A 13,175-nucleotide genomic window follows, 5' to 3' on the forward strand; every position below is an offset into this window, starting at 1 on the left:
AGGGCGGCAATGTCCGACGACGCCATGGGCGACGAGGTCTACCAGCCGCCCAGATTCGATCCGCAGGACAATCCCAACGACCTCGACATGGAGGACGCCCTGGACGAGCCGGGGCTCGACGAGGCGCTGGACACCGGGTATTCGCCGCCGGAGCGCCCGTTCGTGGTGAACCACGAGGGGACCACCGCGCAGGAGCAGCACGACCGCGAATCGCTGGCGCACCGGCTCTCCCTCGAACTGCCGGACGTCTGCGCGCCGGACGGCGACGGCATCGGCGACCTGCCGGGCGGCGCCGGCGAGCCCTACGACGACCAGGTCGGCGAGGAGCGTGCCGGGCGGATCGTCAGCTTCGACGAGGGGTTCTGGCGCGGTGGCGGCAGCAACGACGTCGTCGCCCGCGACGTCGGCGTCGACGGGGGCGCGGCGTCCGCCGAGGAGGCCGCGGTGCACGTCGCCCATGACGTGGGCGGGGCGGTCGAGGGCGAACTTTAAACGGGGGCTCCCTCCGATTCGTTGCGGTATCGGCAACGGACTTTGCCGGATGGCCGAGGTACGGCCGAGGCTTTGCCGTCACCGGACCAAGAGGAGTGCACCACCATGAACCACGGCAACGGCAGCACCACGGTCCCCGACGAGGAGTTCTGGGACGCCCGGTACGCCGAGCGCGACCGGATCTGGAGCGGGAACCCCAACGCGACGCTGGTCCGCGAGGTCAGCGACCGGGCCCCGGGCACCGCGCTGGAACTGGGCTGCGGCGAGGGGGCGGACGCGATCTGGCTGGCCACGCAGGGCTGGCGGGTCACCGCCGTCGACGTGTCGGGGGTGGCCCTGGGCCGGGCGGCCGAACAGGCGGCCGCGGCCGGGGTGGCCGACCGCATCGACTGGCAGCGGCGGGACCTGTCGCTGTCCTTCCCGGAGGGCAGCTACGACCTGGTCTCCGCGCAGTTCCTGCACAACCCCGGCGAGGTCCTCCGGGAGCGCATCCTGCGCACCGCGGTGGCCGCGGTGGCGCCGGGCGGGGTGCTCCTGATCGTCGGGCACGCCGGCCCGCCGCCGTGGCAGCACGACCACGGCCACGAGCACGGCCACGGCCACGGCCACCCGGTGGACGAGTTCCCCACGACCGACGAGGTGCTGGCGGCGCTGGAGCTACCCGCCGACGCGTGGGAGGTGCAGCTCAGCGAGGAGTTCACGCGGATGCAGGACGGCCCCGACGGGCAGCCGCTCGAACGGATCGACACGGCGCTGAAGGTGCGGCGCCGCCACTGAACCGGCCGTGCCCGGTGGCGGACGGGGATCCGTCCGCCACCGGGCACGCGGAGCGCTCAGGCCGCGAGCGCGGGCAGCGGCTTGTCGTACAGCCAGGTGTGCAGCAGCGGGCGGACCGGGTGCCCGGCGCAGCGTTCGGCGTGGGCGACGAACGCCGCGGTGTCGGCGCTGGCGCCGCGGTGCTCGCCGTGCCAGCCGCGCAGCACCGCGAAGAACCGGTCGTCGCCGACGGCCCGACGCAGCGCGTGCAGCGTGCAGGCGCCGCGGACGTAGATCCGGTCGTCGAAGATCCGGCGCTGGCCGGGGTCGGCGACCCGCAGGTCCTGGGGGCGGTCGCGCAGCGAACGCCACTCCCGGCGGGCGATCTCGTCGGCGGAGTCCTCGCCGATGTGCTCGGACCACAGCCACTCCGCGTAGGTGGCGAAGCCCTCGTTGAGCCAGATGTCGCGCCAGTCGCGCAGACTGACGCTGTTGCCGTACCACTGGTGCGCGATCTCGTGGGCCACCAGGGTTTCGGCGCCGCGGGCCCCGTCGATGTGGTTGCTGCCGAACACCGACCGGGTCTGGTTCTCGACCGGGGCGGCGAGTTCGGCGTCGACGACCACCGCCCCGTACGCCTCGAACGGGTAGCGCCCGAAGTGGCCGCTGAACGCCCGGAGCATCTCGGGCTGGCGGGCCAGGTCGTGCGCGGCGTCCTCGGCCATCCGGGCCGGGTAGGAGTTGTGCAGCGCGATCGTCGGGTGGCCCGGGCCGAGTTGGGCGGTGCCGCTGTCGTGGCGGAACCGGCCGGTGTAGAGCGCGGCGAGGTACGGGGCCATCGGGCCGGGGTGGTGGTAGGTCCAGCACTCGCGGTGGCCACTGCGGCGGCGTTCGAGCAACGTGCCGTTGGCGAGGGCGTGCTGGCCGTGCGGGACGCCGATCCGGAAGGTGAAGGCCGCCTTGTCGTCGGGGCGGTCGTTGCAGGGGAACCACGACGGGGCGCCCAGCGGCTGGGAGGCGACCATGGTCCCGTCGTGCGGATCGCCGGTGCGGTCCCAGCCGATCGGGCCGAACGGGGAGCGCACCGGCCGGGGCCGACCGCGGTAGCCGACGTCCACCGTGAACCGCGCGCCGGTGGCGAGCGGGTGCGGGGCGGCCAGGTACAGCTTCCCGTTCTGCTGGCGGGCGCGGACCCGGACCCCGTCGATCATGGCGGTGTGCGCGGTGAGCCGGGAGAGGTCCAACTCCACCCGGTCCAGGGGCTCGTTGGCCACCGCCTCGATGCGCGCCCGCCCGTCGAGGCCGCCGTCGGCCGGGCGGTAGTCCAGGTGCAGGTCGTACGAGACGGTGTCGTGGGCGTAGGTGCCGTGCCGCGGGAAGTAGCGGGCCGGGCGCGGCCCGGCGGGGCCGTCCGCGACCGTCGCGGCGAACGGGAGCAGGGCGGCGCCCCGGATCAGGGCGCGCCGACTGCATCGGGTCACGCGGCCGCACCTCCCTCCGCGCGTGCCGGGACGGGGCGCGTGGGGCGTTCGCCGGCGATCGGGTTGCCGGCCCACCGGGTGTGGGCCGGGACGCTCTCGCCGCGCATGACCAGGGACGACGGTGCGATCGAGGCGCGCGCCCCGACCTCGGTACCGGGGAGCACGATGCCGTGCGGGCCGAGCGAGGAGCCCTCGGCGAGGCGGACGGTGTCCAGCCGCATGATCCGGTCGTGGAAGAGGTGGGTCTGCAGGACGCAGCCGCGGTTGACGCTGACGCCGTCGGCGACGGTGATCAGGTCGGTCTCCGGCAGCCAGTAGCTCTCCAACCAGACCCCGCGCCCGATCTTGGCGCCGAGGGTGCGCAGCCACCAGTTCAGGACCGGGGTGCCGGTGAACGCGCCGGCCATCGACGGCACGGCGAGCGATTCGACGAAGGTGTCGTAGAGCTCGTTGCGCCACACGAACGACGACCACAGGGGGTGCTCGCTCACCGTGAAGCGGCCGACCAGCAGCCACTTCGCGAGGGTGGTGACGAGCAGCGCCACGAGGCCCGAGGCCAGCAGCAGCGGGGCGCCGACCAGTGCGGCGAGACCGAGGCCGCCCTGGGCGAAGGCGTCCTGCTCGGTGAGGAACACGCCCTCGGCGAGCGCCAGGCCGCACATCAGCGGCAGCACCCGGCACAGCTCGACGGCGGCACGGGCCCGGACCAGCTTGCGCGGCGGTGCGAAGGTGCGCGTCGGGTCGGCCTGGGTCGCCACCCGGGGCAGCGGCATGGCGGGCCGGCCCAGCCAGGACGAGCCGGGCTCGCCGTCGGCGGGGGCGTTGGAGAGCACGCCGACCAGGCTGTGGTCGGGCACGTCGTGGCCGGGGTCGACGATGCCGGAGTTGCCGACGAAGGCCCGGCGGCCGATCCGGACAGTCCCCAACCGCAGCCAACCGCCGCGGAGTTCGAAGGGCGCCACCAGGGTGTCGTCGGCGAGGAACGCGCCGTCCTCGACGTGCAGCAGGGAGGGCAGCGGCAGCACGGTGGAGATCTCCGCGTGCCGGCCGACCTTGGCGCCGAGCAGCCGCAGCCAGTGCGGGGTGCCGAGGCTGGCGTAGAGCGGGAAGAGGCTGCCGCGAGCGCCGTCCAGGAGGCGGGTCACCAACCAGGCGCGCCAGGCGACGCCACCACTCGCGGGGTGCAGCCCCGGCGTGATGCCGCGGCCGAGGAGGCGCACCACGGCGGCGGTGACGAGGAGGGAGCAGCCGGTGGTCAGGAGCGTGAAGACCGGAACGGCCAGCAGCAGGCGGAGCGCGGCGGTGGCGAGGGTGCCGCTGTCGCGGAGCAGGAAGTACGCGCCGACCAGGGCGGGCGCGGTGGACAGCAGGGCCAGCAGCGGCAGGCCCAGCAGGGCCAGTCCGTAGGCGGCGCTCCAGCGGCGCGAGCGCTGCCAGGCGGGGGCGGGCCAGGCGGCGCCGGCCATCCGCTCGGCGGCGCCGGCCGGGCGGGCCGGGGAGCCGGACCACGAGGCGCCGTCGGGGATCTCACCGTTCAGGCAGGCGCCGGAGGCGAGTTCGGCGCCCTGACCGACGACGGCGCCGGGCATCAGCATGCTGCGGTGGGCGACGCGGGCGCCGGCGCCGATCCGGACCGCGCCGATGTGCAGGGTGTCGCCGTCGAGCCACCAGCCGGAGATGTCGGCCTCGGGTTCGACGCTGCAGCCGTCGCCGAGTTCGGCGAGGCCGGTGACCGGCGGCATGGTGTGCAGCGCCACGTTCCGCCCGGTGGTGCAGCCCAGGCTCCGGGCGTAGAGCCGCGCCCAGGGGGTGCCGAGCAGGGAGGCGACGCCGAAGGCGGCGACGACGCGTTCGGCGGTCCACAGGCGCAGGTGGGTGGCGCCGCCGCGCGGGTAGGCGCCGGGCTTGATGGTGCCGGCGAGCGTGCGGGCGGCCAGTGCGCCGAGGGCGCAGCGCATCGGGGCGCTGTAGAGCACCACCCAGCCGACGACGATCAGCCACCACGCGGTGTGCGGGGCCCAGACCTGTGGGGCGAGCAGGCCGAGGACATTGTCCGCGAGCGCGAGCCCGACCAGCCCGCGCAGGCCGGCGATGCCGTACAGGCCGGTCTGGACGAGGAGTTGGACGAGTCCGGTGCGGCGCGGGACGGGGCGGACCGGGCGGACCTCGTCCACCGGGCCGCCGAGCGAGTCGAGGTGCTCGGCCATGTCGCGCAGCACCGGGTGGCGGTAGAGGTCGGCGACCGAGACGCCGGGGTGGTGGATGCGGAGCTGGGACGCCATGCGGGCGGCGACCAGGCTGGTGCCGCCGAGGGAGACGAAGTCGCTGTCCGGGCCGGGCCGGACGCCGAGGAGTTCCTGCCAGATCCCGGCGAGCCGGGCGGTGGTGCCGTCCAGCGCCGCGGCCGGATCGCCGGTGGCGGAGTCGACCGGGGCGGACGGCAGCGGCCAGGGCAGCGCCTTGCGGTCGACCTTGCCGGAGGTCCGGGTGGGCAGGGACTCGACCTCCGCGAGGACCGGGACCAACTGCGCGGGCAGGCGTTCCTGGAGCAGTGCGCGGGCCTTGTCCTGCTGGAAGCTGGAACCGTCGGCGGTGCGCTGCTCGGGAACGACGTAGCCGACCAGCACCTGGGTGCCGGCCGGCGTCGTCTGGACGGCCGCGGCGGCCCCGCGGACGCCGGGCAGGGCGGCCAGGGCGGCGTCGATCTCGCCCAGCTCGATGCGCCGGCCGCCGAGTTTGATCTGGTCGTCGGCGCGGCCGACGAAGAGCAGGCCCTCGGGTTCGGCCCGGACCAGGTCTCCGGTGCGGTAGACGCGGGCGGCCCCCAGGGCGTCATCGGGCCGGAACCGTTCGGCGTCCTTGGCGGGGTCGAGGTAGCGGGCCGTGCCGACGCCGCTGATCAGCAGTTCGCCCTCGGCGCCGAAGGGCACCGGCTGCCCGGTGCGGTCGACGACGGCGAGCTGCCAGCCCTCCAGGGGCAGGCCGATGCGGACCGGCTCGCCCGGCAGCAGGCGGGCGGCGCAGGCGACGACGGTGGTCTCGGTCGGGCCGTAGGTGTTCCACATCTCGCGGCCGGGTCCGGCGAAGCGGTCGACGAGCCCGGCCGGGCAGGATTCGCCGCCGACGATCAGCAGGCGGACCCGGCGCATCGCCTCGTCCGGCCAGAGCGCGGCGAGGGTGGGCACGGTGGAGACGACGGTGATGCCGCGCTCGACGAGCCAGGGGCCGAGTTCGTGGCCGGCCCGGACCAGCGCGCGGGGTGCGGGCACCAGGCAGGCGCCGTACCGCCAGGCGAGCCACATCTCCTCGCAGGAGGCGTCGAAGGCGACGGACAGCCCGGCCAGCACCCGGTCGCCGGGGCCCAACGGCCGGTCCTGGCAGAACAGGGCGGCCTCGGCGTCGACGAAGGCGGCGGCGGAGCGGTGGCTGACCGCCACGCCCTTGGGCGCGCCGGTCGAACCCGAAGTGAAGATGATCCAGGCGTCGTCGTGGGGGCCCGCGGAACGCGGGTCGCCGAGGGGCCGGGCCGGGCCGGGCAGCGGGCCGTCGGGGCCGAGGACGGCGCAGACGGCGGCCTCACGGAAGACGGTGGCGGCCCGCTCGTCGGGGTCGTCGGCGTCGACCGGCACGTAGGCCGCTCCGCTGCGCAGGACGGCGAGGATGGACAGGTACAGCTCGGCGGTCCCGGAGGGGACGCGGACTCCGACCCGGTCGCCGGGACCGATGCCACGGTCCCTGAGCTGCCGTGCGCGGCGTTCGATCTCGATACACAGGTCGCGGTAGGTGAGCGCCTCGGAGCCCGTGTCGAGGGCGATCGCCTGGGGATGTGCGGCGGCGGTGGCATCGAGCACGTCGAGCAGGGTCCGCGGGGCCGGGGTGCCGGCGGTGCGGTACAGGGCCCGTTGGGGCACTGGTTCGGACGGCTCGAAGGACGATTCGAGAAGGGGCGACGACATCGATATGCCTCTGTTCGGTGCCGGTGGGTGGATGACCCTCGGACGTTCGCCCCTAGAGATGTCGCTGCTCAGGCAGGGGGTTCGCCTGCCGGGCGATCTGTTCCGCAATTCGAACGTGCTGTGAATGCGGCCATCGGGCGCTTGGGCAGGCAGCGCCGGGAAAGCGGCCGCGGCGCCTGACCACGGCGTGGGAAAGAATTGACTCCGGCCGGGGATTGTTTTCGGCACCACTCCCCCGCGCCGACAAAACCGCAGGTCAGGACCGTGATCCCGATCGGTCACGGGTCAACCGGTCAAGCCTTGTCTAAATGATTGCGCAACTGAGCACATATTCATCGACTTCTCACGCCGACCTCATCGCGGTGTCATGACGCGGCCATACCCTCGCCGTGCGTCCGGTACACCCCGAGACACCCGCGAACGTCGACCAACGGGGCGCCGGCGCCGCCTACTTGAGGATGTTCACGGCCCGGGCCACCACCAGGACGACGGTCAGCAACGAGACCGCCGACTGCACCAGCATCAGCAGCTTCGCCCAGCGGGTCAGCGGCATCACGTCGGTGGGACTGAAGGCGGTGGCGTTGGTGAACGACAGGTACAGGTAGTCGGCGAACTGCGGCTCCCAGTGCTCCGGGGCCAGCTCCGGCGTCGCCATCTGCGGGAAGAGGAAGTCCGGGTAGCGGCGCACCGCGTGGACCCGGGCGACCGGCCCGCCGCGGTCCCACTCCCAGTACCAGAGCGCGAAGACGATCACGTTGGTGGCCCAGATGCTGCCGCCGGTCGCCAACAGCGGTCCGGCGTCGCTGCCCTCCGTACCGCGGACCAGGCCGATCACCAGGTGCACCGCGGACCAGCCGTTCGCGGTGCTGATCATCGCGATCAGCACCAGCCCCGCCCCCCGGTAGAGCCACGAGACCCGCTCGATGCGGTACGGGTCGGCCAGCACCAGCACGAGCAGCAGCGCGATCTCCAGCCCCGGCAGCAGCCACTCCGGATGGATCGCCAACCGCTCCGGCAGCAGCCACTGCAACGCCGCCGCCAGCAGCACCGCGCACGTCGAGGGCCAGCGGGGCTCACCGCGGGTGACCCGCCGCCAGGCCGGGCGCAGCCGGTGCCCCGCCTCCGCCACCCCCGCGACGGCGGGCGCCAGCAGCGCCTCGATGCGGTCCAACCGCTCGGCTTCGGTACCGGATTCGCCCGGCGTGCCGGGCTCGGGGTCCTGGGACATGCGGCTCATGCTCACCCGAGGTCGACGCGGTGTCCAGCACGTCGGACCGGGGCGGCCGGGCGGTCCGCCGCGGGGTTAAGAGTCGGTCAAAAACTTGCGCGATTGCGCAAGTGTCCATCGACAGGGTCTAGACTCCTAGAGGTTTGACGAAGCACGCACCTCGTTCGGTGAGGCGTCGTCACGGACACAGGCCACTGATCCCACCCGTCGAGAGACGCTCCGGATCAGGACAGGTCTCCCCGGCCCAAGGGGTGACCCCAAGTGGCTGCCCCACCCGGGGCTACGCCGTGACGTGCCAAAGCTCTGACGAGTGGGGGTGAGCCGGTCGACGGTGACCGGCCGCTCCTTGCCGGATCGACGACGGCGCGTCCCGTGCGCCCCGGCCGGAAGGAGGCGAGAGACATGGATTGCAGTAGTCCGGGCCATCATCGGCCCCACCTCCGCTTGCCCTCGCATTCTTCCGGCACGCGGTAGCCACCTTCCCTGCGCGGCCTCCCCGCCGCACCACGCCCCCGTACGGCCATGCGCCGACACGGGTCGCCGTGCTGCGCTCCCGCGCAGGGAAGACGGCTGCCTCGCGCCCCCAACACCTCCCCCGCCCGGGGGACTTGGGAGGTCGCCATGACCGAGACCACCGTCCGCACCACGGCCCCCGCACCGCACCCCACCGCCGTGCTCGACGACGCGCACACCGGTGACATCCGCGGCGCGCTCGGCACCATCCGGCACGACGACACCGCCCCGCGCCGGGGCCTGTCCGCCAAGCTCAAGACCCTGCTCGCCGTCGTCGGCCCCGGCCTGATCGTGATGGTCGGCGACAACGACGCCGGTGCCTTCACCACCTACGGCCAGGCCGGCCAGAACTACGGCACCCACCTGCTGTGGACCCTGCTGCTGCTCGTCCCGGTGCTCTACGTCAACCAGGAGATGGTGCTCCGGCTCGGCGCCGTCACCGGAGTGGGGCACGCCCGGCTCATCCTGGAGCGGTTCGGGAAGTTCTGGGGCGCCTTCTCCGTCATCGACCTGTTCCTGCTCAACGCGCTGACGCTGGTGACGGAGTTCATCGGCATCACCCTCGCCGCCGGGTACCTGGGGCTGCCCAAGGTCGGCGCGGTCCTGCTGGCCGCGGCCGTCATCATCGCCTCCGCCTTCACCGGGTCGTTCCGCAGGTTCGAACGGATCGCCATCACCCTGTGCGCGGCGTCCCTGCTGCTCGTCCCGCTGTACTTCCTGGTCCACCCGTCCACCGGGCAGATGGCCCACGACTTCGTCGTCCCGCACCTGCCCGGCGGACCCGGCGGACCGTCCGCGGTGATGCTGCTGATCATCGGCATCGTCGGCACCACCGTCGCGCCCTGGCAGCTCTTCTTCCAGCAGTCCTACGTCATCGACAAGCGGATCACCCCGCGCTTCATGGGCTACGAGAAGGCCGACCTGTGGATCGGCATCGCCATCGTGGTGCTCGGCGCCGCCGCCCTGATGGGGTGCACCGCCGCCGCCTTCGCCGGCACCGCGGGCGCCGGAGCCTTCACCGACACCGCCGGCATCGCGCACGGCCTGACCGCCCACGCCGGCAAGCTCGCCGGGGTGCTGTTCGCCATCGCCCTGCTGGACGCCTCGATCATCGGCGCCTTCGCGGTGTCCCTGTCCACCGCGTACGCCATCGGCGACGTCTTCGGCATCCGGCACTCCCTGCACCGCGGCGTCGGCGGCGCCAAGGGCTTCTACGCCGTCTACGCGGGGCTGGTCGCCGCGGCCGCCACGATCGTGCTGATCCCCGGGTCGCCGCTGGGCCTGCTCACCGAGGGCGTGCAGACCCTGGCCGGGGTGCTGCTGCCGTCCGCCTCCGTCTTCCTGCTGCTCCTGTGCAACGACCGGGCGGTGCTCGGCCCGTGGGTCAACGGCCCCCGCACCAACGCCTTCACCGCCGCCGTCGTCGGCGTCCTGGTCACCCTCTCGGTGATCCTCACCGCCGCGGTCCTCTTCCCGGACATCGACGCGGGCAGCATCCTCACCCTCATGGCGGGCTGCGGCGCGGCCGGGGTGCTGGCGCTCGGGTACGCGGAACTGCGGCGGCGCCGCAAGGGCTGGGCGCGCGGCAGGCGTCCGGTGGACCGCACCGGCCGCGAGGACTGGCGGATGCCGCCCCTGGCGGAGCTGACCCGGCCGGTGCTCTCCACCGGACACAAGATCGGCCTGACCGCGCTGCGGACGTACCTGCTGCTCGCCATGGTCCTGGTCGTCGTCAAGCTCGTCCAAGTGGCGCTCGGCCAGTGAGGTTTCCGGCCCGGCGCCGACACCCGTCCCCCACCCCACCCGTTCCCGAGGAGGTGCTCCCATGCACACCCTGACCGTCGTCGACTTCCTTGTCCGACTCGCCACCGGCGTGGCCTGCGGAGCGCTCATCGGTGTCGAGCGCCAGTGGCGCGCCAGGATGGCGGGACTGCGCACCAACGCCCTGGTCGCGGCCGGGGCCACGCTCTTCGTCCTCTACAGCACCGCCGTCGGGGACTCCGGCAGCCCCACCCGCGTCGCCTCGTACGTGGTCTCCGGCATCGGCTTCCTCGGCGGCGGGGTGATCCTGCGCGACGGGGCGGGGGTGCGCGGCCTGAACACCGCCGCCACCCTGTGGTGCTCGGCGGCGGTCGGCGTGCTGGCCGCCTCCGGGCGCCTCGAACTCGCCGTCCTCGGCACCCTCGCCGTCCTCGCCGTGCACCTCGTGCTGCGCCCGGCGGGACGACTCCTGGACCGGGCCCCGGCGTCCGGATCCGACCCCGACGCGGCCGTCCTCGCCACCGTGCACGTGGTCTGCGAGCGCCGCGCGGAGACGCACATCCGCGCCCTCCTGCTCCAGGCCCTCACCTCGTCCGGCCTGACCCCCATCGGCCTGCGGGCCCGGCGCGACGCCGAGGACACCACCGGCATCCGCGCCTCGGTGACCGTCTCCGGCGACCTCGCCCAGGCCCTGGAACAGGTCATCGCCCGACTCTCCCTGGAACCGGACGTCCGCGACCTGCACTGGCACCTCGACGCGTCCGAGGTCGCCCCCGAACAGTCCGCGTTGGCGTGAGGTGGCAGGGAGCGCCGTCCGGAGCCGCGACCGCCCCGCCCGGACTCCGACAGCACTGCGGCACGACCGTTTTTCGCGGACCACGACCGGGCGGCGCGCGCATCGGCCAGGATGGTCGCGTGATGACCGACGGAGTACCGGAACTGTGGTTGCGCCTACCGGGCGCCGCGGACCAACTGCCCTCCCTGATGGACTGGTTGCGCCATGAGGACGGGCTGCGCGGCCGGGTGCGGGCGGTGCACTCCCCGCCCGCACCCGGCGAGATGGGCGGGGCGCTGGACGTGCTCGCGGTGGCCGTCGGCTCCGGAGGCGTGGGCGCGGTGCTGGCCAACTGCCTGGCCACCTGGATCGCCCAACGGCGCTCCGACCTCCGGATCACCCTGAGCACCCGGGACGGCCGCACCCTTGAGGTGGACGCCAAGGGCGTCGACCCGCAGGCGCTGGTGCGCGACATCGCGCGCCTCCTCGACGACCCCGGTGCGGGGACCGACCGGTAGTCGCAGGCCGCTGAGGGGCGCGTAACGGCGCCTGCCCTGGGGCGTGGCCCGCCAGGTGCCGTGCGTTGCGCCCGCTCGGGGCGGGGCCGGCGGGCCGGCACGGCCGCCTGCCGGGTGGGCGGGGTGGCTGCGGCCGGGGCCGTCGCCGACGATCGGGCAGCCGGGCGAGGACCGTTCGGGCAACGCCGGCGGGCCGTTCGGTCCTGACGGGAGGGCAGGGCGGGTGGCCGGCCGGTCGAGGACCGTCAGGCCATCGACCGTGCGCAGCCGCGACCGGCGGCGGCACGGGGTGGCCGCGGACGCCGGGCGGGGCGGGCAGGACTCCGCGGCCGGGCGCGGGACGGGTCGGTCGGCGGGCAGGGGGGCGTCGATCGGGCAGCGGCCCCTGCCCCGGGGAAGGGACCGTTCGGATCTGGTCCGGAGGCGGACGAATGCGGTGGAGTGGCACCCGTAGCCGCCTCGCGAACAGGGACGACATGCACAGTCAGGAACGGCAGGAGCACGACCGGGAGGTCCTCTCGGTGCCCGGTGACGCGCCGCCGGGCAGCGCGGAGTGGGTGCGCGGCGTGCTGGCGGCGGCCTGGGGCGGGCCCTGGGCCGGACTGCCGGTCCGGCCTCTCGTGTCCGACGGGGCCGCGCCGCTCAGCCACACCGCCGGACTGTGGCACGTCGACCTGCCCGGCAACGGTCATGTGCTGAAGGTCCAGTTGAACCCCGACGCCGCGCGACAGCGCCGCTTCTACCCGCTCAAGGAGCGGATCGCGGCACACTGCCGGGGTCTGGGAGTCCCCGTTCCGGCGGCCGTGCCGGCGGCGGACGGCGCCACCAGCGTGTGGTGCCAGGGCCTGGTGTGCGAACTCAGCCCCTGCCTGGACGGCGCCTCCGTGGCGTGGTTCACCCCCGCCGAGGCACGGGAGGTGGTCCGCACCGGGTTGGACCTGCGCACCGCCCTGGACCGGTTGCCGCCGGGGTGGTCGGAGGAACTGGCACCGATCCCGCTGCCCCGGCTGGTCGACGAGGAGCACTGGCCGACGGCGCTCCGGGACGCCGAGGAGCGGCTGCTGCCCCTGGCCGAGGAGGGCGAGGGCGACTGGCACCGCGCAGCGGCCTCGGTGCTGCGCGAGACGGTGGCGGCCGGACACCTCCCACGGCAGGCCGACGTGCCCGCCGTCGGGGACCCCGTGCCCCGACCCGCGGTCGTCCACAGCGACCTGCACCACCACCACTTCGTGCTCACCGACGACGGTCCCCGCGGCCGGCCGCGGGTCCAAGGCGTCCTCGACTTCGACAACGTGCACGTCGGCGACCGGCTCCTGGACCTGGCCTGGCTGGCCGAGGCCGCCGGACGCATCGCCGAGCCCGCGGAACGGCGCCGGTCGCTGACCGCGTTCACCCGGACCGCGACCGACCGCGGGCTGCTGCGGCCGGGCGAGGAACGGCTGTTGATGCCGCTGCTCGTGGCCCACTCACTGCCGGTGATCGTCGACATCGCCAAGGACATCCTGGAACGGAACATCCTCAGCCCCGTCTGGCTCGGCTACTTCGACCTGCTGTCGCCGGCGCGCCGCGGGGAGATCCACCGCCTGCTGACCGCTCCCGCCCCGTCGGCGCCCGCCCGGTGAGGACGCCGGACCGGTACCCGGACGGCCACTGACCGGGCCCGCGCGGCGACCCGGCACCGTCCTCCCCCATCTT

9 protein-coding genes and 1 riboswitch are annotated in these 13,175 nt (G+C 74.2%); of the genes, 6 read left to right on the plus strand and 3 right to left on the minus strand.

Features of this window, described 5'->3' with window-relative positions; translation table 11 throughout:
- Positions 1-9: 9 nt before the first annotated feature.
- Together ACLJT4_RS09480 and ACLJT4_RS09485 are read left to right on the plus strand one after the other, a co-directional pair.
- A complete protein-coding gene (locus ACLJT4_RS09480) occupies positions 10-492 on the plus strand; it encodes a DUF5709 domain-containing protein (protein WP_411121861.1) in 483 nt (160 codons plus the stop codon).
- A gap of 105 nt (positions 493-597) precedes the next feature.
- Positions 598-1,269 (plus strand): class I SAM-dependent methyltransferase, encoded by a 672-nt coding sequence (locus ACLJT4_RS09485; RefSeq protein ID WP_411121862.1) that lies wholly within the window; start codon positions 598-600, stop codon positions 1,267-1,269.
- A 56-nt stretch (positions 1,270-1,325) separates the two neighbouring features.
- Here the strand turns inward: ACLJT4_RS09485 and ACLJT4_RS09490 are convergent, their stop codons facing one another.
- The 3 genes from ACLJT4_RS09490 to ACLJT4_RS09500 all read right to left on the minus strand — a co-directional run bounded on the left by ACLJT4_RS09490 (position 1,326) and on the right by ACLJT4_RS09500 (position 7,913).
- Positions 1,326-2,729: a M1 family metallopeptidase gene (locus ACLJT4_RS09490; protein WP_411121863.1), complete on the minus strand. Its 1,404-nt coding sequence runs from the start codon at positions 2,727-2,729 to the stop codon at positions 1,326-1,328.
- Entirely contained in the window at positions 2,726-6,685 is a 3,960-nt protein-coding gene (gene pls, locus ACLJT4_RS09495) for an epsilon-poly-L-lysine synthase Pls (RefSeq protein ID WP_411121864.1), read from the minus strand. The genes ACLJT4_RS09490 and pls overlap by 4 nt, the downstream gene beginning before the upstream one ends.
- Before the next feature lie 448 nt (positions 6,686-7,133).
- A complete protein-coding gene (locus ACLJT4_RS09500) occupies positions 7,134-7,913 on the minus strand; it encodes a hypothetical protein (protein ID WP_411121865.1) in 780 nt (259 codons plus the stop codon).
- Between the two features lie 152 nt (positions 7,914-8,065).
- Positions 8,066-8,236, plus strand: a riboswitch (M-box (ykoK) riboswitch).
- Positions 8,237-8,534: 298 nt separating this feature from the next.
- Here ACLJT4_RS09500 and ACLJT4_RS09505 point away from each other — a divergent pair.
- The 4 genes from ACLJT4_RS09505 (at position 8,535) to ACLJT4_RS09520 (ending at position 13,102) form a co-directional block, all read left to right on the plus strand.
- Positions 8,535-10,190, plus strand: coding sequence for an NRAMP family divalent metal transporter (locus tag ACLJT4_RS09505; RefSeq protein WP_411121866.1), 1,656 nt, complete (start codon positions 8,535-8,537; stop codon positions 10,188-10,190).
- 61 nt (positions 10,191-10,251) lie between these two features.
- Complete coding sequence (locus ACLJT4_RS09510; protein WP_233656695.1) at positions 10,252-10,983, plus strand: MgtC/SapB family protein; 732 nt, start codon at positions 10,252-10,254, stop codon at positions 10,981-10,983.
- A gap of 122 nt (positions 10,984-11,105) precedes the next feature.
- On the plus strand, positions 11,106-11,480 hold the full coding sequence (locus tag ACLJT4_RS09515; protein WP_411121867.1) for an effector-associated constant component EACC1: 375 nt from the start codon (positions 11,106-11,108) through the stop codon (positions 11,478-11,480).
- A 476-nt stretch (positions 11,481-11,956) separates the two neighbouring features.
- Complete coding sequence (locus tag ACLJT4_RS09520; protein ID WP_411121868.1) at positions 11,957-13,102, plus strand: aminoglycoside phosphotransferase family protein; 1,146 nt, start codon at positions 11,957-11,959, stop codon at positions 13,100-13,102.
- Positions 13,103-13,175 lie beyond the last annotated feature (73 nt).

The organism is Streptomyces sp. x-19, assembly GCF_046549115.1.
In the GTDB taxonomy this organism is placed as follows: Bacteria; Actinomycetota; Actinomycetes; order Streptomycetales; family Streptomycetaceae; genus Streptomyces; species Streptomyces albulus_C.

What these genes read in the sequence shown, in the direction of transcription:
- ACLJT4_RS09510 (WP_233656695.1), top strand. Translation starts at nt 10,252, where the DNA reads ATGCACACCCTGACCGTCGTCGACTTCCTTGTCCGACTCGCCACCGGC.
- ACLJT4_RS09485 (WP_411121862.1), top strand. Translation starts at nt 598, where the DNA reads ATGAACCACGGCAACGGCAGCACCACGGTCCCCGACGAGGAGTTCTGG.
- ACLJT4_RS09505 (WP_411121866.1), top strand. Translation starts at nt 8,535, where the DNA reads ATGACCGAGACCACCGTCCGCACCACGGCCCCCGCACCGCACCCCACC.
- pls (WP_411121864.1), bottom strand. Translation starts at nt 6,685, where the DNA reads ATGTCGTCGCCCCTTCTCGAATCGTCCTTCGAGCCGTCCGAACCAGTG.
- ACLJT4_RS09480 (WP_411121861.1), top strand. Translation starts at nt 10, where the DNA reads ATGTCCGACGACGCCATGGGCGACGAGGTCTACCAGCCGCCCAGATTC.
- ACLJT4_RS09520 (WP_411121868.1), top strand. Translation starts at nt 11,957, where the DNA reads ATGCACAGTCAGGAACGGCAGGAGCACGACCGGGAGGTCCTCTCGGTG.
- ACLJT4_RS09515 (WP_411121867.1), top strand. Translation starts at nt 11,106, where the DNA reads ATGACCGACGGAGTACCGGAACTGTGGTTGCGCCTACCGGGCGCCGCG.
- ACLJT4_RS09500 (WP_411121865.1), bottom strand. Translation starts at nt 7,913, where the DNA reads ATGTCCCAGGACCCCGAGCCCGGCACGCCGGGCGAATCCGGTACCGAA.